General features: G+C 64.6%; 28 protein-coding genes. 22 read left to right on the top strand and 6 right to left on the bottom strand.

All coding sequences use genetic code 11. The annotated features are described in order from the left end of the window. The 7 genes from MRY80_RS27200 to MRY80_RS27170 all read left to right on the top strand — a co-directional run. The coding region (locus MRY80_RS27200; RefSeq protein ID WP_293295038.1) for a hypothetical protein at nt 1-188 on the top strand (188 nt) is incomplete at its 5' end. Between the two features lie 62 nt (nt 189-250). Next, nucleotides 251-739, top strand: coding sequence for a hypothetical protein (locus MRY80_RS27195; RefSeq protein WP_293295042.1), 489 nt, complete (start codon nt 251-253; stop codon nt 737-739). Next, nucleotides 739-948 carry a hypothetical protein gene (locus MRY80_RS27190; RefSeq protein ID WP_293295037.1) on the top strand — a complete coding sequence of 70 codons (210 nt, stop codon included), beginning with the start codon at nt 739-741 and terminating at the stop codon, nt 946-948. Before MRY80_RS27195 ends, MRY80_RS27190 begins: the two co-directional genes overlap by 1 nt. Beyond that, on the top strand, nt 938-1,363 hold the full coding sequence (locus MRY80_RS27185) for a DUF6362 family protein (protein ID WP_293295036.1): 426 nt from the start codon (nt 938-940) through the stop codon (nt 1,361-1,363). The genes MRY80_RS27190 and MRY80_RS27185 overlap by 11 nt, the downstream gene beginning before the upstream one ends. 152 nt (nt 1,364-1,515) lie before the next feature. Continuing rightward, nucleotides 1,516-2,049, top strand: a complete 534-nt coding sequence (locus tag MRY80_RS27180) for a hypothetical protein (RefSeq protein WP_293295034.1) — start codon at nt 1,516-1,518, stop codon at nt 2,047-2,049. A gap of 469 nt (nt 2,050-2,518) precedes the next feature. Beyond that, nucleotides 2,519-3,808 (top strand): site-specific DNA-methyltransferase, encoded by a 1,290-nt coding sequence (locus MRY80_RS27175; protein WP_293295033.1) that lies wholly within the window; start codon nt 2,519-2,521, stop codon nt 3,806-3,808. 745 nt (nt 3,809-4,553) lie between these two features. Further along, nucleotides 4,554-4,856: a hypothetical protein gene (locus tag MRY80_RS27170; RefSeq protein WP_293295032.1), complete on the top strand. Its 303-nt coding sequence runs from the start codon at nt 4,554-4,556 to the stop codon at nt 4,854-4,856. Here the strand turns inward: MRY80_RS27170 and MRY80_RS27165 are convergent. Both MRY80_RS27165 and MRY80_RS27160 read right to left on the bottom strand, forming a co-directional pair. Continuing rightward, entirely contained in the window at nt 4,802-5,341 is a 540-nt protein-coding gene (locus MRY80_RS27165; protein WP_293295030.1) for a DUF3489 domain-containing protein, read from the bottom strand. The two genes, MRY80_RS27170 and MRY80_RS27165, sit on opposite strands and share 55 nt — an antisense overlap. A gap of 94 nt (nt 5,342-5,435) precedes the next feature. Beyond that, a complete protein-coding gene (locus tag MRY80_RS27160; RefSeq protein ID WP_293295028.1) occupies nt 5,436-5,708 on the bottom strand; it encodes a hypothetical protein in 273 nt (90 codons plus the stop codon). Nucleotides 5,709-5,868: 160 nt separating this feature from the next. On the opposite strand from MRY80_RS27160, the gene MRY80_RS27155 reads away from it, so the two are divergent. The 6 genes from MRY80_RS27155 (at nt 5,869) to MRY80_RS27130 (ending at nt 12,084) form a co-directional block, all read left to right on the top strand. Beyond that, complete coding sequence (locus MRY80_RS27155) at nt 5,869-6,366, top strand: hypothetical protein (protein WP_293295026.1); 498 nt, start codon at nt 5,869-5,871, stop codon at nt 6,364-6,366. Further along, nucleotides 6,272-8,302 carry a terminase gpA endonuclease subunit gene (locus MRY80_RS27150; RefSeq protein ID WP_293295024.1) on the top strand — a complete coding sequence of 677 codons (2,031 nt, stop codon included), beginning with the start codon at nt 6,272-6,274 and terminating at the stop codon, nt 8,300-8,302. Before MRY80_RS27155 ends, MRY80_RS27150 begins: the two co-directional genes overlap by 95 nt. Before the next feature lie 189 nt (nt 8,303-8,491). Continuing rightward, nucleotides 8,492-10,096, top strand: a complete 1,605-nt coding sequence (locus tag MRY80_RS27145) for a phage portal protein (protein ID WP_293295023.1) — start codon at nt 8,492-8,494, stop codon at nt 10,094-10,096. After that, on the top strand, nt 10,093-10,353 hold the full coding sequence (locus tag MRY80_RS27140; protein WP_293295022.1) for a hypothetical protein: 261 nt from the start codon (nt 10,093-10,095) through the stop codon (nt 10,351-10,353). Before MRY80_RS27145 ends, MRY80_RS27140 begins: the two co-directional genes overlap by 4 nt. Further along, nucleotides 10,350-11,696 (top strand): S49 family peptidase, encoded by a 1,347-nt coding sequence (locus MRY80_RS27135; protein ID WP_293295020.1) that lies wholly within the window; start codon nt 10,350-10,352, stop codon nt 11,694-11,696. Before MRY80_RS27140 ends, MRY80_RS27135 begins: the two co-directional genes overlap by 4 nt. A gap of 16 nt (nt 11,697-11,712) precedes the next feature. Continuing rightward, nucleotides 11,713-12,084, top strand: a complete 372-nt coding sequence (locus MRY80_RS27130; RefSeq protein ID WP_293295018.1) for a head decoration protein — start codon at nt 11,713-11,715, stop codon at nt 12,082-12,084. Here MRY80_RS27130 and MRY80_RS27125 read toward each other — a convergent pair whose 3' ends face one another. After that, the gene (locus MRY80_RS27125) at nt 12,085-12,417 is read right to left on the bottom strand and encodes a type II toxin-antitoxin system HicB family antitoxin (RefSeq protein ID WP_293295016.1); all 333 of its coding nucleotides are present in this window, start codon (nt 12,415-12,417) and stop codon (nt 12,085-12,087) included. Next, nucleotides 12,414-12,668 (bottom strand): type II toxin-antitoxin system HicA family toxin, encoded by a 255-nt coding sequence (locus tag MRY80_RS27120; protein ID WP_293295014.1) that lies wholly within the window; start codon nt 12,666-12,668, stop codon nt 12,414-12,416. The genes MRY80_RS27125 and MRY80_RS27120 overlap by 4 nt, the downstream gene beginning before the upstream one ends. A gap of 89 nt (nt 12,669-12,757) precedes the next feature. Here MRY80_RS27120 and MRY80_RS27115 point away from each other — a divergent pair, with 89 nt between their 5' ends. From MRY80_RS27115 to MRY80_RS27095, 5 genes are all read left to right on the top strand, one after another. Further along, the gene (locus tag MRY80_RS27115) at nt 12,758-13,789 is read left to right on the top strand and encodes a major capsid protein (protein WP_293295012.1); all 1,032 of its coding nucleotides are present in this window, start codon (nt 12,758-12,760) and stop codon (nt 13,787-13,789) included. Between the two features lie 165 nt (nt 13,790-13,954). After that, nucleotides 13,955-14,098 (top strand): hypothetical protein, encoded by a 144-nt coding sequence (locus MRY80_RS27110; RefSeq protein ID WP_293295010.1) that lies wholly within the window; start codon nt 13,955-13,957, stop codon nt 14,096-14,098. Between the two features lie 61 nt (nt 14,099-14,159). Beyond that, a complete protein-coding gene (locus tag MRY80_RS27105) occupies nt 14,160-14,576 on the top strand; it encodes a hypothetical protein (RefSeq protein ID WP_293295009.1) in 417 nt (138 codons plus the stop codon). Then, complete coding sequence (locus MRY80_RS27100; protein ID WP_293295007.1) at nt 14,573-15,382, top strand: hypothetical protein; 810 nt, start codon at nt 14,573-14,575, stop codon at nt 15,380-15,382. Before MRY80_RS27105 ends, MRY80_RS27100 begins: the two co-directional genes overlap by 4 nt. A 1-nt stretch (nt 15,383) precedes the next feature. Beyond that, on the top strand, nt 15,384-15,923 hold the full coding sequence (locus MRY80_RS27095) for a hypothetical protein (RefSeq protein ID WP_293295005.1): 540 nt from the start codon (nt 15,384-15,386) through the stop codon (nt 15,921-15,923). Between the two features lie 63 nt (nt 15,924-15,986). Here MRY80_RS27095 and MRY80_RS27090 read toward each other — a convergent pair whose 3' ends face one another. Both MRY80_RS27090 and MRY80_RS27085 read right to left on the bottom strand, forming a co-directional pair. Next, entirely contained in the window at nt 15,987-16,670 is a 684-nt protein-coding gene (locus MRY80_RS27090) for a hypothetical protein (protein ID WP_293295003.1), read from the bottom strand. Between the two features lie 134 nt (nt 16,671-16,804). Continuing rightward, on the bottom strand, nt 16,805-17,245 hold the full coding sequence (locus MRY80_RS27085) for a hypothetical protein (protein ID WP_293295001.1): 441 nt from the start codon (nt 17,243-17,245) through the stop codon (nt 16,805-16,807). Nucleotides 17,246-17,326: 81 nt separating this feature from the next. Between MRY80_RS27085 and MRY80_RS27080 the strand changes: the two genes are divergently transcribed. From MRY80_RS27080 to MRY80_RS27065, 4 genes are read left to right on the top strand one after another with little or no spacing between them, the layout of a single operon-like run. Then, nucleotides 17,327-17,599, top strand: coding sequence for a hypothetical protein (locus tag MRY80_RS27080; protein ID WP_293295000.1), 273 nt, complete (start codon nt 17,327-17,329; stop codon nt 17,597-17,599). 21 nt (nt 17,600-17,620) lie between these two features. After that, entirely contained in the window at nt 17,621-18,046 is a 426-nt protein-coding gene (locus tag MRY80_RS27075; RefSeq protein WP_293294998.1) for a GPW/gp25 family protein, read from the top strand. Continuing rightward, nucleotides 18,043-18,930 (top strand): baseplate J/gp47 family protein, encoded by an 888-nt coding sequence (locus tag MRY80_RS27070; RefSeq protein ID WP_293294997.1) that lies wholly within the window; start codon nt 18,043-18,045, stop codon nt 18,928-18,930. Before MRY80_RS27075 ends, MRY80_RS27070 begins: the two co-directional genes overlap by 4 nt. An 11-nt stretch (nt 18,931-18,941) precedes the next feature. Then, the gene (locus tag MRY80_RS27065) at nt 18,942-20,201 is read left to right on the top strand and encodes a phage tail protein I (RefSeq protein WP_293294995.1); all 1,260 of its coding nucleotides are present in this window, start codon (nt 18,942-18,944) and stop codon (nt 20,199-20,201) included. Nucleotides 20,202-20,204: the final 3 nt, after the last annotated feature.

The raw sequence follows: 20,204 nt of genomic DNA, 5'->3' as shown, positions 1-20,204 counted from the left end.
TTTCAGATTTCAGAAAAATCCCCCCTAAAGGGGTAGGTGACCTCCCCGCTGTAGGCGGGGGAGGCCACCACCTACCCCTGGGCAATCTTCTCGGGCCGAAGTTCTGGCACGAGATCCATCCGACGACGGCGGCCGGTACCGCCAAGCATCAACCGCCGTCGTCTTCCAGCCCCAAGCAGCCCACCTGAAGAGGAGACCACCCATGGCTGACCTGACTCTCGCCAGCGCCGCGATCGGCGCAACCCCGAAAATGACACCGTCACCGAGGCCGACCGGCAGCCTCCTGGCCCTCGATCTCGGCACCACCACCGGCTGGGCCATTCGTGGATTCGATGGCCTGATCACCAGCGGCACCGCCAGCTTTCGCCCCGGCCGCTTTGACGGTGGGGGCATGCGCTACCTGCGCTTCACCAACTGGCTGACTGAGATCGACCGGCTGTCCGGGCCGATCGGGGCCATCTGGTTCGAGGAGGTGCGTCGCCACGCCGGAACCGATGCGGCCCATGTCTACGGAGGTCTGCTCGGTGTTCTCACCAGCTGGGCTGAGCTGCGCGGCGTGGCCTATGCGGGCGTCGCGGTGGGAACCATCAAGCGCTACGCCACGGGCCACGGCAACGCCAACAAGCAGGCCATGATCGATGCGGCTTGTGCGCGCGGCTTCAGCCCCGTCGACGATAACGAGGCCGACGCCATCGCCATCCTGCTCTGGGCGATCGAGACGCAGGGAGGGCTGGCCTGATGGGTATGCGCTTCACTCCCAAGGGCTACGGCGGCACGCGCCGTGACCCTGAACAGGTCAAGCGCGATGGCTGGCATGAGCAGCACATGCTCGCGGTCTCGCTCGACGATCATCGGCTCACCTGGCCGGAACGGGAACTGGTTCGCCAGTTGGGCGAGAAACTCTATGGGAAGCTGCCAGCCGTAAGGGAGGTTCGCAATGGCCGATGAATGGACACGGGCAATGGTGGCCGACCGGCTCGACCTCGCGGCGAACGTCATGCGTTCCATGCCGCCGGTCCGGCCGCAGGGCTATTTCAGCGCCTGGCCGGAGTACGTTTCCACCTTCGCCGATCACGTCGAGCAGGAGCCTCGGATGAAAAAGCCACTGCCATCACCACGGATGATTACCCAGGCCGATGAGGCGATGCTCTGGCTGCGGTGGATGGACAGGGACATCGGCCAGATCCTCTGGGCGCGCGCCAACCGCAAGCCGTGGAAATGGATCACGTGGAGCCAGGGCATCAGCCGGTCTGCTGCCAACCGGCGGCACGAATACGGACTGGCCGTCATCGTCTGGAAGCTCAACGGCCGGACCGTGCCGCGCAAGCGGTCGATGGAGTTCGTGATCCAGCAGACGGTGTGACACTCGTGGGGCGGTCGCGTTGTGGCCGCCCCGTCAACCCCTTTCGTTCCGGCGGGACAGTTTTCAGCGGGACATCGCAAGGCGAGACAGATCCGGTCCAGCAGGCTAAATGAACGATATGCTCGGTGTCGTGCGCGCAGGAGGCTGGGTCCGTGAATGTCATCATCCGCGATCTCGACCAGACCCGCGTGCACTTCGAGGCAGCCATCGCGCGCCTCGGCGAACAGGCGGCCACGCGGGCTTTCAATCGCGCGCTGAACAGCGAGGGCAACAAGGTCCGCACCCAGGTGCGCCGCGCCTTGCGTGAGCAGACCGGCGCAAAGGCCGCGCTGATCAACCGCGAGACACGTTCGATCCGATCGACGTTCGCCAACCTGGCCTACACGATCGAGGCCCGTGGCGACTATCTGGGCCTGTCGCATTTCAGCCCACGGCAGTTCGCCTACGGCGTGCGGGCCAGGCCCTGGGGGCGCTGGCAGCGGTTCGACAGCGCTTTCCTCGTGGGGTCGCTGGCGGGCAACGCCTTCGTTCGCGAGGGCAGGGCGCGCCTGCCGATCCGGAAGATGTTCGGCCCCGCCATCCCCAGGGAGATGGTGCAGGACGCGACACGCGATGCCTTCGAGGCCGCGCAACCCGAGGTGCTGGCCGAGGCGACGCGTCAGATTGAGCATATATTTGGCGCGTGACGGCCGAGCGAGGCGAAAAAGATAATGTTTTCAATGGCAAGCAAAAAAGAAAACAGCGGGACATTTTTTTGTTGGACCGCGAGTCTTGGCCGCGATAAAACACTTGCAACGGGCCAAATCAGCACGCTGAGGGGCCTGCGCAGAAACCGACCGGCCCCCCCTTGGGTCCCTTCTGACGCGCTGTGTTACGCGGGGCCGCCGCCTCGCAGGATTTGAGCGTTTTTTCCCGATCGAAAAACCCATTTCGCTTCGTTTCAAACGGGGTCCGCCTCAATGAAATCAGGGGCTTAGGTCCCGAATTGGCGAAATGCACCCCCCTGAAATCCATTTCGTTTCGCGCAGGTTTCGACACGCGAAACCGTGCCAACCCCCCAGAAAACATGGGCGTTTCGCTTCGCGCGAACCGAAATGACCCCCTGCGGTTCGTTTCGTTTCAGCAGGGTGATGACCCGTACCCGACAGGTATCCGATGACCGCGCAGCCCAAACTCACGCCGCAGGCCTGGCCCGCGGAGCAGGTCGAGATCTGGCAGGTGGCCGACCTGGTCCCCTACGCGAAAAACGCTCGCCAGCATCCGCCGGAACAGATCGACCAGATCGCGGCCTCGATGGAGCGGTTCGGCTTCACGATCCCGATGCTGGTGGCCGAGGACGGCACGATCATTGCGGGCCATGGCCGGTTGATGGCGGCGGCGCAACTGGGGCTGGCCGAGGTGCCGGTGATGGTCGCCCGCGGCTGGTCCGAGGAAGACCGGCGTCTCTACACGCTGGCCGACAATCGCCTGGCGGAAATCGCCGAGTGGGACCCGGAGATGCTGCGCATCGAGATCGGGGAACTGCGGGAGGATTTCGGGATCGAGGACATGTCGCTGATCGGCTTCAGCGCCGAGGACCTGGCCGAGATCCTGCCTGACGCGCTGATCGACACCAGCGGCGGGATGACGGATCCCGATGATGTGCCCGAGGTTCCGGCGGTGCCGGTGACGCGGCCCGGAGATCTCTGGGTCATGGGCAAGCACCGTCTGCTCTGCGGCGACAGCACGGTCGCCACGGACGTGCAGAAGGTGCTGGGCGATGTGAAAGCCGATCTCTGCTTCTGCGATCCGCCCTACAACGTGGACTACGCCGGCGGCGTCGGCGCGGAGAAGGCTGGCAAGGGTCGGCGGATCAAGAACGACGCGCTTGGCGATGGTTTCGGTCCGTTCCTCTACGACGCCTGCGTGCTGATCAACGCGCACACCGACGGCGCCGTTTACATCTGCATGTCATCGAGCGAATTGCAGACGCTGCAGGCGGCGTTCAAGTCAGCCGGCGGGCACTGGTCGACCTTCATCATCTGGGCGAAGGACCGCTTCACGCTGGGCCGCGCGGACTACCAGCGGCAGTACGAGCCGATCCTCTATGGCTGGCCGGAGGGCGTGAAACGCCATTGGTGCGGCGACCGCGACCAGGGCGATGTGTGGAACATCGAGCGGCCGCACAAGAACGATCTGCACCCGACGATGAAGCCGGTGTCCCTGGTCGAACGCGCGATCCGGAACTCGAGCCGCAAGGGTGATCTGGTGTTCGATCCTTTCGCTGGCAGCGGGACCACGCTGATCGCGGCGGAAAAGGCCGGTCGCCACGCCGCGCTGATCGAACTCGATCCGAAATATGTCGATGTGATCGTCCAACGCTGGCAGGAGTTCACCGGCGAGGCTGCCATACTCGCCGGAGACGATCGCTCGTTCGAGGATCTGAGCGCCGGCCGGGCGGGATAATTCCCTGTCTGTTCGTGCAATGGAAACCATGTTCGATAACGCAACGGAAGCCTCTTCGGTCTAAAGGTTCGCATCGTGGCCATGAGGCCGTCGCAGCAAGATTACGGAGGGGCTGATACGTGAGGTGGCCGACCAGAAACGAGTGCGTTTCAATCGTTGAATATGTGCTGATCGCCAGCATCACATGTGCAGGCGTGATCGTCGTTTCGACCATGGTCAGTCGTTGGTCCGCAGCCTGACCGGTTGTTGCACTTCAGTTATCTCCGGGAAATTCCGTGAAGCTAACGAAGCATTAACAGTTTGCATACAATTGATGCGCCGTCGGCGATCAAGTTGCGCGTACGCCGACCTCCAACAATTCGCGCGAACATCACAGCCCAAACACCTTCATACCCGCCTTTTGGCGGGTTTTCTTTTGGGCTGATGCGGCTGGTTTGTGACGTGGTCGGTCTGCTTTGTCCGGTTTTGGGTGCCGGAGGTTCGATTACGGCTTTGTGGCCAAAAGTGGCTTGTCCATGAGCGGATCGATGAAGAGACTGAGCATTTCGGCACGGTTCTGCAGGGTCTTGGCCACTTCCTTTTCACACACAATGTATCATGACCTTGGCATGGGGATCGTGCCCTCTGTCCAACTGGCCGGTAGCCACTGCGCATAGCGTCCGCCCGCCGTGATAGCGCTTGAAACGGTTCCGTAGGCCTCCCAGATCTGCGATGTGGGATCGGGATCGTGGGTATGAAGACATCCTTGAACGCTATCATTGCAGAACTGGAAGCTTGCGACGAGGCGGAGGTCTTGTTGCGGCAGATGATTGTGCGCGACGGCGGCGCATGGCCGACGCAGATTGAAAGCAAATTACCTCATGTCGTCGAGATCCAGTATTACGGCATTATCGGCATCGGGCTCGATCCACGCCGCGCGACGCTTGACTGGTTGGCAAATGCGCAAAGGGAATGCGAAAATCAGGCGAGATTTTCGTTCGGGGCCGGTATCGCTCACCGTGCGTTTGGGGACGGACCGTCATCCGTCCGATACACCCGCCCACGCTGATCTTCCTTCTCGGAGGTGATCGTCAGGCCCAGTTTCTTTTTCAGAGCGCCGGCGATTGCCCCTCGGACCGTATGTGACTTCCACGACAAGGCGGTGGCGATTTCCTCGATGGTCGCGCCACCCTCGGCGCGTAGCATGGCGATCAGCGCCTCCTGCTTGGTGCCGCTCCGGCGCTCGGCCGGTGGCGCGGGCGGCGTCTCGGCAGCGTCGTCGTCGTCAGGCGTGTCCGTTATCCCGAGGGTGCCGTAGGCGAGCGGAGTGGCGCGCAGCGTGACTGGCCCCCGCTCCTCGTCATGCCGGTAAACGGTGTTGAGATCGGTGGCGGGGATTTCCTCGATAAGGCCCTGCTTGAGAAGGCTCTTGCAGACATTGCCGACAGCGCCGCCCTTGAGGTTGGCGGTGACGGGGAAGACGGCTCCGTCCTCGCGCGCGCAGGCGGTTGACAGGATGACGGCCTGGGCGTCGGAAAGTTGAATCTGGGTCATGGGGTTGTCTCCTTGCTCGAGGCCCGCGTCATGCTGGACCTTCTACGACCCCGAGCCGCGCAGGGCGCGGCGGGATTTCCAACAGCGCCGGAGATCAACGGGCGTGCTCGCCCTCGCCGAACGCGCTGTCGGTGATGCGCTTCAGCAGGCTGGCGTAGTGTTCGAGGGTGCCAACCGTCGCCCAACCGATCTCGTCGGGATGGCAGTTGAAGTGGTCGTCGCTGAGCGCCTGCAGCCGGGCGAGCATCTCGTCGATTTGGGCCTTCCTCGCGATGAAGGTGTTCAGCGCGGCTTCGCGGTTCCGGCGCGCCTTCTCGGCGCGGAGCTGGTGGCGCGGGGTGGTGATCGGGTTCGGGCGGATGGTCATCCTGGTGGCGTCCCTCGGTGAGTTGCAACGTGTTCGTGCAATGACCTTCGCTCGGCAGGGGCGATTATCGTAGTAAAATCGGAGCAATATCATTGCTATCGATCATTCGGCGCGGTCGGCCGCATCAACCCGCGCGCCCTCCTGTCAGAGGCGGTAACCCATGTCCGACGGCAAACCACGCGGCCAGACGATCACGGTGGCGCAAGCAGCGGCCTTGCTGGGGCGCTCGGACCGCTGGGTCCAGGGTCTTGTGAAGGCGGGTTACATGGATCGCGCGCAGCGCGGGGAATACACGCTGGTCGGCGTGATCCGCGGGGCGCTGGCCTATTACGAGGACCAGCTGTCGAAGAACAACAAGGCGGCGGTTGCCAGCCGGGCCACGGAAGCGCGCACGCGCGAGATCGAACTCAGGATCCAGGAACGCAGCCGGGAACTGATCCCGATGGAGGATGCCAGGGCCGTGGTGGGCGAGATGGCGGCGCTGGTGCGGGCGGAGCTTGCGGGGCTCGCGGCGCGCTACACACGTGACATGGAGGCACGGCGCGCGCTCGAAGAGGTGATCGATGGCGCGCTGGGACGTATTGCAGGGGCGGCCGACAAAGCAGGCGCAGCTCTGGTCGCTGGCAGCGGCGATCTGCAGGCCGAGCGAGAAGCGTGATCCGGCGCCTTGGGCTGCGGCGCATCGCATCTATCCCGAAACCGCCGGCATTCCCGGTCCCCGGGACCCGGGGCTGACGCCGTACATGGTGCCATGGTCTGCAGCGGTGCACCGTGGCGGCTATCGCCGGGTGGTGGCGGTGACCTCGGCGCAGTCGGGCAAGACCGACAGCATGCTCGACGTCATCGGGGCGCGGCTCGACCAGCGACCGGCGCCGATCCTCTATGTGGGGCCGACGAAGGAGTTCCTCACCGACCAGTTCGAACCGCGGCTGATGGCGCTTCTGGATGAGGCGGACACGCTGGCAAACAAGGTGATCCGTGGCCGGCGCATGAAGAAGACGCTGAAGCATGTCGCGGGCGTGCGCGTTCGCCTTGCCCATGCCGGCTCCTCCACGGCGTTGAAGTCCGATCCTGCCGCGCTGGCGCTGATCGACGAATACGACGAGATGATGGCCAATGTGAACGGCCAGGGCGACGTGCTGGGTCTCGTGGAGGCCCGCGGCGAGACCTACGCGGATTTCGTCACGGCCATCACCAGCACACCGGCGCGCGGCCTCGTGGAAATCGAACCGGATGAGGCGAGTGGCCTGGAGTTCTGGGCGCGTTCGGCCGCTGACGACCTGGAGAGTCCGATCTGGAAGCTCTGGCAGGAGGGGACACGGCACCACTGGGCCTGGCCGTGCCGACACTGCCACGAATACTTCATCCCGCGCTTCCAGCAACTGCGCTGGCCGGAACGCGCGACGCCTGCGCAGGCCAAACAGGCCGCGACACTGGAATGCCCCCGCTGCGGTGGCCAGCACAGCGATGATGACAAGCCCTGGATGAACGCGCGCGGCACGATGGTGGCGCCGGGGCAGCGGGTGGAATTGAGAGGCGACGTCCCTCATGTCACCGGCGCGCCTGCCGAAAGCTCGACCCTGTCGATGTGGACCTCGGGGCTGTGCTCGCCCTTCGTGAACTGGGGCCAGCGGGCGGAAACCTACCTCACCGCGCTTGGGTCGGGCGATCACGACCGGATCCAGACGGCGATGAATGCGGGCTTTGGCGAATGCTACGCCATGACGGCCTCGGGCGATGTGCCGGACTGGCAGGAAATCATGCAGCGCCGCCAGCCCTACCGGCCGGGTGATGTGCCCGCGGGGGGCCTGCGTCTGGTCATGGGCGTCGATGTGCAGAAGTTCAGCCTCGTCTACGTGATCCGGGCCTTCGGGGCGCGGGGCACGTCCTGGCTGATCGATAGCGGCCAGCTTTACGGGCCGACGGAGGATGACGATGTCTGGTCGGCGCTGGCGGACCTGATGCTGACGCCGGTGGGCGGCATGCAGATCGAGAAGGTGTTTGTGGACTCAGGCTTCCGGCCGGACAAGCCGGAGCTCGGCAACGAGCACAAGGTCTACGAGTTCTGCCGCCGCTACAGCTGGCTCTGCGCCCCGACAAAGGGCAGGGATGTCCAGAGCCCGCCCTACAAGGTCTCCAAGATCGAGGTGAAACCCGACGGCAAAAAGGCGCTCTATTCGATCGATCTGGTGACGCTGTCGTCGGACTTCTTCAAGTCTCTGGTGATGTCGCGGATCCGCACGCCTGCCGATCAGCCTGGGGCGTTCCATGTCCATGAGGCGGTGAGCGAGGATTACTGCAAGCAACTGACCTCGGAGGCGCGGGTCGTGGTCGAGGGCAAGCCGGTCTGGGTGAAACGGTCGCGAAACAACCACTTTCTCGACTGCGAGGCCTTGTGCGCGGCGATCGGCTACGCCTTTAATGTGCAACGGATCCCCGAGGGAATCGAGCGATTGGCCCCTACATCCCCATGTCGCCCCGTCGCCGGCCTTCCGGATCCTCCCCCGTCACCACCCCCAAACCCCATACCAGGTGGCGGGGGACCTTTGATGCGCGACCGCTTCGCCAGGATCGGAGCCAGACTGAACCGTTAGGCCTGGCCTTCGACGCGCCGAGGATCGTATCGCACCGCGCAGAGACCGCGCCGCCGCCGGCGTCATGTCCCCCTCCCGAGATCATGGCGGCGGCGGCGCAAAGGGCGTGCGATCGGCACGCCCGTGTTCAAGGCCAAAGCCCGGATCAACTGCGAAGCATCACGAAACCGTCATGGATCGAACATCACCATGCGACTGATGTCAAAGCTGAAGGCGCTCGTGACGTCCATTGCGCCTGCGCGCGACAGCGATACCGTGCGTCCGCGCCTGGATGCGCAGTTTATGCGTGGCGGCCGTGGCGTGACTTTCGCCGGTTGGCGCCCGGCCTTGCGAGAGGCGCAGGACGACATCGGTGACGCCTGGGATGCTGCTGCGGCCCGTGTCAACGATCTGCTTCACAATAGCGGCTGGCTGGCCGGCGCGCTGGAGCAGTGCGTGGCCAATACCGTGGGCACGGGCCTGCAGCTGAAGGCGCTGCCGGAAAACGAGACCTTCGGCATGACGCCGGTGGAGGCGTCGGATTGGGCCAAGACGGTTGAGCGCCGCTTCGAACTCTGGGCGCGCAACGCGCAGGAATGCGATATCCAGGGCTTGCGGTCCTTCAGCCAGATGCAGGCTGCGGCTTTCCGGTCCTGGCTGGTGACGGGCGAGATCCTCGCCGAACTGCCCTGGCGCAAACGGCCGTGGAACCGCTACGGCACCAAGGTGCGCCTGCTGCCGCCTCAGCGTCTGTCGCGCAAGACCGAGAGCATGAAGCGGCTGATCAACGGGGTCTACACGGATGCCGATGGCATGCCGGTGGGCTACCGCGCGATCCGCAAGGACCTCTTCCGCCACGATGTGGAATATGACGTTCGCGCCCGCGACGGCGCGGGACGACCGCGGGTCATCCATGTCTTCGAGGGGGCGCCGGGAACACACCGGGGCATCTCGCCGCTGGTGCCGGCCCTGCAGGTGGCGCGTCAGTTCGACCAGCTTGCCGATGCCACGTTGATGGCGGCGATCGTTCAAACCTTGTTTGCGGTGACGATCACCTCGGCCGAGCCGACGGAACAGGTGCTGCAAGGGCTGCTGACGCCACAGGAACAGGCGCAGATGCTGGCGCAGGGCATCTCGCCGATGGAGGCCTATATCGAGATGGTCGCCGGCTATTATGACGACACCACGCTGGATGTGGGGATCAACGGGCGGCTGGCGCATCTCTTTCCGGGGCAGGAACTGAAATTCCACACCTCGAACCATCCGTCCTCGGACTATGCCGCCTTCTCGATGCATCTCTTGCGCGAACTCGCGCGGTGCCTCGGGCTCACCTATGAAAGCGCCACAGGCGACAATGTGGGGGCGACCTATTCGTCGCTGCAGGCGGCCACGACGGAGATCTTTGCGATTACAAAGGCGCGGCGGCGCAACATCATGGCGCCCTTCTGCCAGCCGATCTACGAGGCCTGGCTCGAGGAAGAGATCGAGGCGGGCAGCCTGCCATTCCCCGGCGGCATCGCCGCCTTCCTCGCCAACCGCACCGCCGCCTGTCGGGCGCAATGGCGCGGCGATCCACGACCGCAGGCCGATGATCTGAAAAAAGCCAAGGCGCACGAAGTGTGGAAGCGGCTCGGCGTCATGTCGGATGCGATGATCTGCACCGATCTCGGCGCGGATGTGGACGATGTCTACCAGCAGCTGGCGCAGGAACAGGCGCTGCGGGCCGAATACGGGCTGCCCGAGCCTCAGATGATGGGGGCGCAGGGCGGTGGTCCTGCCGGGGCAGACGACACAGGCATTGAGGCTGAGGCATGACGATCGGCGTGGATGAAGCGGATCCTTGCGCCGCCGCTGCCAGCCTGCGGCAGGTCTATCTGCGCCTCGTAGCGGGCGAGGGCGCCATGGAGGTGCGGTTCCGGGCGGGCTCGAACGGGGTGGAACGCGCGGTGACCTATCAGCGGGCGCATCCGGACAGATTGCTCGCGGTCATTCGCGGCTTCGAAGAACAATGTGCGCGCCAGCAGGGGCAGCGCCCCCGGCGCTTTGCGCTCGCAACGGGAGGGGTGCGGTGACTGAGCCGTCCGACAATACTCAGGCGGCCGTCGTGCAGGCCGGCCCGTCGCTTGCGCAGATCGCGGGGCGGGTGCTGAACCGGCCGCTGCTCCTGCATCCGGACAAGGCCGATCTGATCTTGCATGTGCTGCAGGGCCGGATCGGGATCGAGCCTCATGAAGCCATCACGCCGGAGACCAACCGTTTTGTTGGCAGCTATCGCCGCGACAATGGCAGCGTCGGTTCCATGCGCGTGGAACACGGCGTCGCGATCCTGCCGATCGTGGGTAGCCTGGTGAACCGGGGCGCCTGGATCGGGGCAAGTTCCGGCCTCGTGTCCTATGAAGGCATCGCCGCGCAGCTGCGGGAGGCGGCTTCGGACCCGGAAGTCCGGGCGATCCTGCTCGACATCGACAGTCCTGGCGGCGAGGCCACGGGCATGTTTGCGACTTGTAACCTCGTTCGCGCTGTAAACGAGGTGAAGACGGTCGTGGCATTCGTCAACGATGTGGCGGCCTCGGCTGCTTACGGCATCGCCTGCGCGGCAACGGATATCGTCGTATCGCCCACCTCGATGGTGGGCTCCATCGGCGTCGTGCTGACGCATTTCGACCGCTCGGGTGAGTTGGAGGACCGCGGCGTCAAGCCGACGCTCATTCACGCGGGCGCGCACAAGGTCGACGCCCACCCGTTCGGCCCGCTGTCCGACGCCGTGCGCGCCGATCTGCAGGCCGAGGTGATGAAGATCTACGACCAGTTCGTCGGTCTCGTTGCCGAAGGGCGCGCGGGTCGGATCAGTGCCGAGTCCATCCGTGCCACGGAAGCCCGCACCTATCTGGGCGCCGACGCCATCGCCCAGGGCCTCGCCGATCGCATGGCGGGCCTCGACGAGGTGATCGCCGCGCTCGCACAACCGCCCTCCGGGGCAAGCCCCCAGAGAAAGGGAGGACCCATGACCAAGACGATTGAAGGCGAGCCGCCGCAGGGTGAGGTGGCGGCGGTTCCGCCGGCTGACATGCAAGCCGCTGTCGAAGCCGCCCGCACCGAAGCCCATGCTGCCGGTGTCAGTGCCGGCAAGGCCGAGGCCACCGCACGGATCAAATCCATCCTGACAGCACCCGAGGCGGAAGGCTGCGAGGCGCAGGCGTTGGTGCTGGCGCTCGAGACCGAGATGACGGCAGCCGACGCGGCTAAAGTGCTGGCAGCATCGCCGAAGGCCAACACCTGCGCCTCTATCGCTGATCGTGCCGCACACGAGGCCGAACTCGGCGCCGAAACCCCGGCCGATCACCGCAACCGGTCTGAACGCAATGCGGCCGGGTGGGCGAAAGCCATCACCCAAGCCAATGCGCGCTTCAGCTGAATAGGAGAGACAGTCCATGACCGTTCTCATCGAAGGCCGGCATCCCGGCGAATTCCTGATGACCGAGGCCAATGGCCAGCGCTCGCGGGAGGCCATCACCATCGCAAGCGGCGCAGGCGTCATCGCGCCGGGCACAGTGCTCGGCAAGATCACCGCCAGCGGCAAATACCTCGCCAGCGCCGTGGGCGCGACCGACGGCAGCCAGACCGCCGCGGCCATCGCGCTCTATGGCTGTGACGCCACCGCAAGTGATGTTGAGGTCGCCGGCATCACTCGGGACGCCGAGGTCAACGGCAAGATCCTGACCTACCACCCCGACCGCGATCAGGGCGCCGAGAAGGCCGCCGCCAACGCCGATCTCGCCGCCGTCGGCATCATCGTGCGGTAGTCAAGCTGTTGCCCGTGACAGAACGTCTTCCGCCCACTGGTTCAGGCTTTTGCCCTCAAGCTCGGCTGCGATCACGGCTTTGCGATGTAATTCCGGGCTGACACGAAACATCATCTTTCCTGAATAAGCTTTTTGCGGCTCTTTTCCGATCGTGGCGCAGGTGGCCAGATAATCCTCGACGGCCTCATGAAATGCAGTACGCAGGCCACCAACCGTCTCGGCATGAAAGCCGATGCGGTCCCTGATCCCCGCGACATGTCCAACGAAGAGGGCATCCTCGTCGTCGTAATCGATCCGGGCAGCATAGCCCTTGTACGTCATCGTCTTGTTCATGGCGTCACCTTAATGCGCTTCAGAAAATCACGGGCGTCCCGAACCTGATACCGTTTCGCTTCCTTGCCAGGATGCGGACGGTGGAACGTGGCGATTTCACCATCTTTTTCAAACCTCACGCGTGAACCACGCCCTTCGATCCGCTGTGCTCCCGCAGCAAGCAGCAATCCTTCAATCGCCATCCACTCAACGGTACCCGAGATTGGCTCCGTAAAAACGGCGGTCAAGGTTTTGCGGTGCCGGCTGTTCATCACCGAAACATAGTTATGCTAGCAAAAACCGCAAGCGCTATTGGCGCTGGCATGGTCGCGCGCCGCCAAACACTGAGAAGGACCCCTCCATGTCGATCCTCAATATCTTCAGTCAGGACGCCTTCAGCGTCATGCGCCTCACGGACGCGCTGCGTGAGATCAAGTATACCCCGTCGCGCATCGGGCAGATGGGTCTGTTCCAGACCACCAGCATCGACACGCTCGACATCGCCATCGAGAAGGACAAGCAGCACAACCGCATGCTGGTCGCCGCCACCCCCCGCGGCGGGCCGGGCCAGACCTTCGACAAGTCGAAGCGCGCCGTGCGCATGCTGAAGGTGCCGCATTTCCAGGTGGACGACGCCATCTATGCCGACGAGGTGCAGCAGGTGCGTGCCTTCGGCCAGGAGGTGGCTGTCGAGCGGCTGCAGACCAAGATCGCGGACCGTGCCGCGGAAGCGAGCCAGTTCTTTGCACTGACCGAGGAATACCACCGGCTGAACATCCTCAAGACCGGCCAGTTGCTCGACGCCGACGGCTCGGTGCTCTTCGACTATTTCACCGAGTTCGGCGAAAGCCAGCAGGCCGAAATCGACTTCGATCTCGACAATGCCAGCGCCGCCGAGGGGGCACTCCGCAAGAAATGCGCCGGGGTCATCCGCCAGATGGCCGGTATCCTCGACGGACTTCCCTACACGGGCATCATGGCGCTCTGCGGCGACGCCTTCTTCGATGATCTGATCGCTCACCAGGAGGTGCGCGAGACCTACAAGGGGTATGCGGACGCGGCCTCGTTGCGGAACGCCTATATCAACTCGGGCAACTCCGGGATCTACGGGGCCTTCGAGTTCGGCGGCATCACCTGGATGAACTACCGCGGCGGCGACAATGTCGGCATCGGCGCCGACAAGTGCCACCTGTTCCCGCTCGGCGTGCCGGGCCTGTTTCGCACGGTTTACGGGCCTGCCGATTACATCGAGACGGTCAACACGCCAGGCCAGCGCCTCTATGGCAAGCAGTGGGAGATGCAGAACGGAAAGGGCGTGAACCTGGAGTTCCAGTTGAACGCTCTCCACTACTGCACCCGACCGCGCGTGCTCATCCCCGGCAAGCGGACGTGATGGTGACGCCCGCCACCTTGCGCCGGCCCGAGGTCGAAGATCACCGGTCGATGGGGATGGTTAACAAACTGTGTGCGAATGCACATCGCCCGCGCCAGGGACGCGGCATCTTGCGGGCATCGAAAGCTGGCGCAACGACGCCGCAAGATGCAGGAGAGAGACGTCATGGCGCAGATGCTGATCCGGGGAATGCTGGTTTTGATGTTTTCGTCGATCGTGGCCGTCGGGACGGCCGTTCACCTCGCCAAGGCCAATGTGAACTACATGGTCGACACCTACGTGGCCGTCGACCTCACCGCGCATGGCTGACCAAACCGCGTTTCGGTCTGGCATGGCCGAATGGCGCTGACGACCCGTTGCAGGCAGCGCCATGACTTCGCCCTTCGATGCGTTCGATACGCTGCTTTGCGGGGCAATGGCGGATCGGTTCGGCGAGGTCGCGGTGCACCGGCCGCGCGTTTTGGAGCAATATGCCGAGAGGCGCGCCGACCAGGATCGTCATGCACAGGCGATGACCGGCATCTTCTCCGCCGGTCCCGCCGATACACGGTTGAAGGGCTCGGCGCGCTCCGGCGACTTTTCCGGCACGACGCGCCTTGCCGGCCTGTCAGCCGAGTTCTGGATCGCAGCCGATATGGTTGCGGCCCTGGCTGACCGGCCTCGCAAGGGCGACACACTCGTCTTGACGGCACGTGCCGGCCAGCCCGTTTACGCCATCACCATGGTCGCGCCATCCGACATGGGCGATCTCAACCTCATACTCGTGCGCGAGGACCAGCCACAATGAGCCTCGCCCGCCTTGTCATGCGGATCGCAACGGCCCGTGCGCTCAAGGGGGCGACATTGGCCGGGCCGCGAGTGTTCGACAGCGCGGTCGATCCGATCGACCAGACCATCGCCGAGCAGCGCCAGCCGCTGATCGTGCTCACCACCGACGAGCACGAGCTCGAGGTCACGGGGCGCGACCTCGGCAGCGGAAGTCATCGCTGCGACCTCGTGATCGAGGTCGCCATTGCCGCGCGCGTCGAGGTTCCGGCCAGCGACGGGCAGGGAGGACAGATCACCATCGCAATCCCGCACACCGACGAGGGCATGGAACTGACCCTCGACCTGATGGAACACCAGGTCGTGGCCGCGCTGACGCGGGACGACAATGAATGGTCGCGGGTCTGGATGAAACTCGTACCCCGTATCCAGCGGCGTCTGTCGCGGCGCGGGGCCTCGGCCGAGAACGGCGTGCGCTTCGCGGCGCGTCAGCTGGTGCTGACCTGCGATCTGGTCGACACACCGCCGTTTGGAGCGGAGATCGAAGCAGGGACCGCTTGGGCCTATGCTCTCTGCGCGATGGAGGCCGACCCTGAACTGGCGCCGATCGCCGGTATGCTCCGTGCGGAGATTGCGGGTGCGTCGGTGCCCGACTGGGAGCAGGCAGCGCGGATGCTCGGCATCCCGCTCGAGGTCGTGGACCAGCTTGGGGTCATGCCGACCCTCGATCTTGCAGGCGACCCGGTCGTGCTCGGCGACATCCGCCTCCTCGAAGAAGGCCGCACAATGACGATCGATGAGCCGACCGCAGACGGGCAGGGGCTCTGACATGGCCTTTCGGGAACTCGTGGAGCTCGTCGCCCGCGTGGCCGAGCTCGAGCGTCGCTTTGCCGGGATGATGCGGCATGGCACGGTGGCCGAGGTCGATCCGGCCAGGCAACGCATCCGGCTGGACTTCGGGCCCGCGCATGGCGCAGAGGGACGCTTCCTGTCGCCCTGGGTGCCCTATGCCCAATTCTCCGGCGCGCTGCGTGTCCATACCCCGCCCACCGTCGGGCAGCAATTCACGGCCATGTCGCCCACGGGCGACTTTCAACAGGCCGTGGCGGTGCCGCTGACCCATTCGACCGCCAACCCATCGCCTTCAACGGCGGCAGACCAGAATGTCCTGAGCTTTGGCGATGTCACATTGACCCTGGCCGAAGACCGCCTCGAAATCGCCGTGGGGGCTGTGCGGTTCAAGGTTGACGGCGACAACGTTGAAATCACGGGCGGCGAGGTTCGCCATAACGGCGCCAACATCGGCGACAGCCATGTCCACGGTGGAGTCGCATCGGGGCCGTCCGTGAGCGACGTTCCCGCGAACTGAGACCGAAAACGGCGCCGGTTTGATCCCGGCGCCGCTGGTTGTTCTTGTTCTGGGCTATTGGACTCAATTTTCGGCCCAGGTCGTGTAACCGATAGTCAGGGTCTTCGGACTGCCGGGCGATACCGCATTCACGCGGAATTCGCTGATGCGCCCTTCATTGGTGCGCACGCACACATAGGTGCCGACCGGGATATCGCGCAGCGAGATGCGATTGGTGGACATGCGCGCAGACCGGCACCCCTCATAGCCGCGGTTGCGCGTTCCGCTGATCCCGATACGCGCGCCGTTCTTTGGCACGATATAAAGAAGATTGCGCGTTTCCGCCTGGAACCAGATATCGGCGCCCGGTTGCGTGACGCGGCCACGATCGAGATCGGCAAGATAGGTCTGGGGAATATCGATCAACCCGGTCGAAAAGGTGCGCAAACCGGCGGAAGCGCGCGTGCAGCGAAAACCACCTGCGACGGCTTCACAGTTTTGGTTGTCCGGCGCGTAACGCTGGATGTTGCCGGCTTCGCCATATTGGCATTGCAGGGCGGTACGGCCACCGATCGTGACGACCCGGGTGTTTTGCAGCGAATTGACATAGGGTGTATTCCACCATCCGCTGGGCAAAGGCGTGGTGACCTCACGCCGGATCTTGGTATGCGGGCAGGAAATCGTATCGGCTTGAGCTGTCGGCACGAGCGCGGCGAGCCCCAAGACAGCGAGCACGATGCTCGCGACGCGTTTGATGGAATTGTTCATTCTTCCTCTCCTCGAATAATCGAAAGTTCAAAACTTGTTGCGGCGGGGGATGCCAGCCGGGCAATCTGTACCGCCTCTCGCTCCTCGATAGACAAGCGGTATGCCCAACAATGTGCGCAAGCGCACACTGCCGCTCAGTCTGTCAATTGCGGTACATGGTCGTCATAATCATTGCCGTCCGACTTCATCACGTTTCGGATCAGGTGCTCTGCCGTTTCGTTGAAATAATCCATCATCTCGCGGTGGAGCAGCTGGAACTCGCCGTCCACGACCTTCATGAAGTGGGACCGCCTGACCTTGACGACCACCGTGGTGCGCCTTTGGCGCGAATAGCGATAGGGCGTGACGCCATGCTTTCGGCAGACGGCATAAAACAGTCTGACCGCCCACAGATCGGGCAAGGAATATTGCAGTTCGATCTCCGGGTCTTCGCGACGTGGCGGCAGCTTGCCGAGTTTCGCCTGAAGCCTGTCGACGGCGGCAGCCGCGGCAGCTGCTTCACCGGCTGAACCGGCGCGCTCGAACAAGGCCTCGACCTTGCGCAATCGCTCTTCGAGTTCGCTGCGCTGCGACATGGCGCCTCCTTTCTCTTGGCACTACCGTCAAAGCCGAAATGACGCGTCAAATTCAAGTCCAACCTGTCATGGAACGCAAAAATGCCCTGTTACGCGATCACCGAGAAGGCCGGGCGCTTTGTCGCCGGACAGACGAACACCGGCGTCGGCAGCGTGCTGACGCTGACTGAGAAGCAGGCAGAGCACGAGGTTCGCCTCGGCAGCCTGCGACCGCTCGATACACCGGTGGCCAAGGCTGGTGGTGCCGAAACACAGAATGCGCCGACCTCAAAGGGAAAACGCGTCGCGAAGGCGGATGCAAAGACGATGGACATTAACGTTTCAGGCGAGGACAACGCTTCCGCCGGGGCGTGATGACGAGGGCAGGACGGACCGATGGCCACGCGTTACACCAGCCCCTCGGTCGGCCTGAACGCGGCAACGGGCGGCGTCATCCAGGGCTGGCCGCATGTGGTCCAGAGCCTTCACGACATCTTTTCCACGCGGTTCGGTAGCCGGGTGATGCGCGAATGGTATGGCTCCTTCGTGCCGAGCCTGATGGGCCGCAACATCACGCCCAACGAGGTCACCCCGTGGTTCGCCGCCGTCACGTCCGCGATCGAGCAGTGGGAGCCGCGCTACCGCGTGACCCGCATCCAGATCCTCGAGGTCACGCGCGACGGGCAGCTGCATGTTTTCCTCGAAGGGGAATATCGGCCCCGTGCGACCTATGGGGATTTCACCGTCGAGGGGGCGCGACGCATCGATGCCTATGCGACCCCGGACGGGGTTCTGATCGAGGAGCGCGAGGCCGGGACATGAGCCGCTTTGCCGCCATCAACCTGTCGGGCCTCACGCCGCCAGACATCATCGAGACGCTCGACTACGAGGCGATCGTGACGGAGATGCGCGACGACCTGGTTGCGCGGTTCCCTGCCATTGCCGGGGTGATCGACTTGGAGAGTGAGCCCGCGCGCAAGCTGATCGAGGCCTTCGCCTATCGCGAACTGATCCTGCGCGGCCGGATCAATGATGCCGCCCGTTCGGTCATGCTGGCCTCAGCCTACGGATCGAACCTCGACCATCTGGCTGCGCTCTTCGCGACGCAGCGCATGCGGGTCGAGGATGAGACCGGCGCGCTTGTGCCCGAAGATGATGACCGGCTCCGCCGCCGTGTCCAGCTGGCCCCGGAGGCGTTCTCGGTGGCCGGGCCAGAAGGAGCCTATGTCTATCATGCGCTCACCGTGGCCTCGTGGGCCCGTGATGCCACTGCCATCATGACGAGTCCTGGGAGGGTCCGGGTTGCCATGCTGCGCGAAGGGGCCGACCCGGTTCCGAGCATCGCCGAGCGCGAGGCGGTGCGGATGTCGCTCATCGACAACGACGTGCGACCCCTGACCGACATGGTCGAGGTGCTGGCGCCGCGCGTGCACCGGATCGCGATCGACGCGACCTTGACGCTCTACCCCGGCCCGGACGGCAACGTGGTGCAGAGCCTGGCGGTCGCCGCGCTCACGCAGTGGGTCGAGGCCAACCGGATGTTGGGCATGAACCTGCGCCGTTCCGCAATCTTCTCCAAGCTGCATCAGGAGGGGGTGCATTCGGTGGACCTGACCGCCCCAGCCGAGGACCTCGTTCTCGGCCCGACCGAGGTCTACGCGATCGACGCCATCACGGTGACGATCGCCAGCCTGCGCGATGAATAGGAACCCCGGCCATGGCCCGCGAGACCGTGCTGCCCGATAACCGGGGCGCCTTCGAAGAGGCCGCCGACCTGACGGGCGCACGCATCGGCGAGTTGCCGGTGGATCTGCGCGATCTGGTCCGACCCTTCGAGGTTGCGCCCGCGCATCTGCCGTGGCTCGCCTGGGGGCTTTCGGTCGATCTCTGGGACAAGGGCTGGCCGCAGGAGAAGAAGCGCGCGCGCACGGCGCGCTCGCTGCCATTCCACGCAATCAAGGGGACACAGACCGCGATCGCGGAGACGCTTGCGGTCATGGGGGCCGAGGCGCGGCGCTTTATCGTGCCGCCGGCCAGGACTTTCATGTCGAAGGCCTTCTCCGATGAAGAACGGTCGGCCTATCTGGACCGTTTCGCGCAGCTCCGCATCTACCCGTTCGTCCAGCGCGGTGTGACAGGCCGGTTCGGGCTCTTCCTCGGACAGAACCGCGGCGCGGGTGAGGCCTGCCTCGGCCCCGTCAACCCGGTCAGCGCGGTTGCGAGCAGATACCTGCGCACCGGCACGGTCTACGACCGCGGCGAGGAGCGGAGCATCACGGTTCGCACGGTGACGCCGGAGGACGTGGGCAGCTGCGAGGCGGTCGAATATGACGAGGCGGTGATCGCCGCCAAACCGACGAAGGCCGTGCATCTCGGCGCGGGCTACGCAGGCGCCGCGCATCTGATCGACGACGCAGGAGTCCGGCAGCGCATCGTGCGCATCCCCCGCGCCGTGTACTACAGCTACCGGCTCGGGCGAGAGCAGTACACCACGCACATGCCGGACGGCGGACTGGTGGACGTACGCCCGCAGTTCGTGGCTGAGGAGCACGCCGCGCAGGTGGGTTCGGTTTTTCCGGGCGGAGACCGTCAGCGGATCGTCGGCGGGCATTTGCCGCCCTCGATCGCCTGGCAGCACGTCTACGAGCGGTGGCACATCCACGATCCGGCTCGGGTGATCGAGGAGCGCCGCCGATCCACGCATATCGGGCACACGCGGCTTGGCATGCCCGCATATCACGCCGAGGTGCTGACCCGGATCAAGGGGCGGCGCTGGCCGCGCACGGCGGGGCGACACGTCAACGGATTCTTCGTGGCGGCAAGCCGCCGCCCCATCGAGGACGCCCGTGCCGCCGTCAATGCGTCGAAGGCACTGCGCGACAAGGTCCTGATCAACACCACCACCTACCGATTGCCCCGCGTGGGTGACCGCCTGCCAGTCGGCAGCATCGACATCGGCGCATATATCGAGGTCTGACGC

Source organism: Oricola sp., from assembly GCF_022763245.1.
Classification (GTDB): Bacteria; Pseudomonadota; Alphaproteobacteria; order Rhizobiales; family Rhizobiaceae; genus Oricola.
Note: the sequence above shows the minus strand (reverse complement) of the source record. Positions and strands in the feature narration are given on the sequence as shown.

What these genes read in the sequence shown, in the direction of transcription:
- MRY80_RS27195 (WP_293295042.1), top strand. Translation starts at nt 251, where the DNA reads ATGACACCGTCACCGAGGCCGACCGGCAGCCTCCTGGCCCTCGATCTC.
- MRY80_RS27190 (WP_293295037.1), top strand. Translation starts at nt 739, where the DNA reads ATGGGTATGCGCTTCACTCCCAAGGGCTACGGCGGCACGCGCCGTGAC.
- MRY80_RS27185 (WP_293295036.1), top strand. Translation starts at nt 938, where the DNA reads ATGGCCGATGAATGGACACGGGCAATGGTGGCCGACCGGCTCGACCTC.
- MRY80_RS27175 (WP_293295033.1), top strand. Translation starts at nt 2,519, where the DNA reads ATGACCGCGCAGCCCAAACTCACGCCGCAGGCCTGGCCCGCGGAGCAG.
- MRY80_RS27165 (WP_293295030.1), bottom strand. Translation starts at nt 5,341, where the DNA reads ATGACCCAGATTCAACTTTCCGACGCCCAGGCCGTCATCCTGTCAACC.
- MRY80_RS27160 (WP_293295028.1), bottom strand. Translation starts at nt 5,708, where the DNA reads ATGACCATCCGCCCGAACCCGATCACCACCCCGCGCCACCAGCTCCGC.
- MRY80_RS27155 (WP_293295026.1), top strand. Translation starts at nt 5,869, where the DNA reads ATGTCCGACGGCAAACCACGCGGCCAGACGATCACGGTGGCGCAAGCA.
- MRY80_RS27150 (WP_293295024.1), top strand. Translation starts at nt 6,272, where the DNA reads ATGGCGCGCTGGGACGTATTGCAGGGGCGGCCGACAAAGCAGGCGCAG.
- MRY80_RS27145 (WP_293295023.1), top strand. Translation starts at nt 8,492, where the DNA reads ATGCGACTGATGTCAAAGCTGAAGGCGCTCGTGACGTCCATTGCGCCT.
- MRY80_RS27140 (WP_293295022.1), top strand. Translation starts at nt 10,093, where the DNA reads ATGACGATCGGCGTGGATGAAGCGGATCCTTGCGCCGCCGCTGCCAGC.
- MRY80_RS27130 (WP_293295018.1), top strand. Translation starts at nt 11,713, where the DNA reads ATGACCGTTCTCATCGAAGGCCGGCATCCCGGCGAATTCCTGATGACC.
- MRY80_RS27125 (WP_293295016.1), bottom strand. Translation starts at nt 12,417, where the DNA reads ATGAACAAGACGATGACGTACAAGGGCTATGCTGCCCGGATCGATTAC.
- MRY80_RS27120 (WP_293295014.1), bottom strand. Translation starts at nt 12,668, where the DNA reads ATGAACAGCCGGCACCGCAAAACCTTGACCGCCGTTTTTACGGAGCCA.
- MRY80_RS27115 (WP_293295012.1), top strand. Translation starts at nt 12,758, where the DNA reads ATGTCGATCCTCAATATCTTCAGTCAGGACGCCTTCAGCGTCATGCGC.
- MRY80_RS27110 (WP_293295010.1), top strand. Translation starts at nt 13,955, where the DNA reads ATGGCGCAGATGCTGATCCGGGGAATGCTGGTTTTGATGTTTTCGTCG.
- MRY80_RS27105 (WP_293295009.1), top strand. Translation starts at nt 14,160, where the DNA reads ATGACTTCGCCCTTCGATGCGTTCGATACGCTGCTTTGCGGGGCAATG.
- MRY80_RS27100 (WP_293295007.1), top strand. Translation starts at nt 14,573, where the DNA reads ATGAGCCTCGCCCGCCTTGTCATGCGGATCGCAACGGCCCGTGCGCTC.
- MRY80_RS27095 (WP_293295005.1), top strand. Translation starts at nt 15,384, where the DNA reads ATGGCCTTTCGGGAACTCGTGGAGCTCGTCGCCCGCGTGGCCGAGCTC.
- MRY80_RS27090 (WP_293295003.1), bottom strand. Translation starts at nt 16,670, where the DNA reads ATGAACAATTCCATCAAACGCGTCGCGAGCATCGTGCTCGCTGTCTTG.
- MRY80_RS27085 (WP_293295001.1), bottom strand. Translation starts at nt 17,245, where the DNA reads ATGTCGCAGCGCAGCGAACTCGAAGAGCGATTGCGCAAGGTCGAGGCC.
- MRY80_RS27080 (WP_293295000.1), top strand. Translation starts at nt 17,327, where the DNA reads ATGCCCTGTTACGCGATCACCGAGAAGGCCGGGCGCTTTGTCGCCGGA.
- MRY80_RS27075 (WP_293294998.1), top strand. Translation starts at nt 17,621, where the DNA reads ATGGCCACGCGTTACACCAGCCCCTCGGTCGGCCTGAACGCGGCAACG.
- MRY80_RS27070 (WP_293294997.1), top strand. Translation starts at nt 18,043, where the DNA reads ATGAGCCGCTTTGCCGCCATCAACCTGTCGGGCCTCACGCCGCCAGAC.
- MRY80_RS27065 (WP_293294995.1), top strand. Translation starts at nt 18,942, where the DNA reads ATGGCCCGCGAGACCGTGCTGCCCGATAACCGGGGCGCCTTCGAAGAG.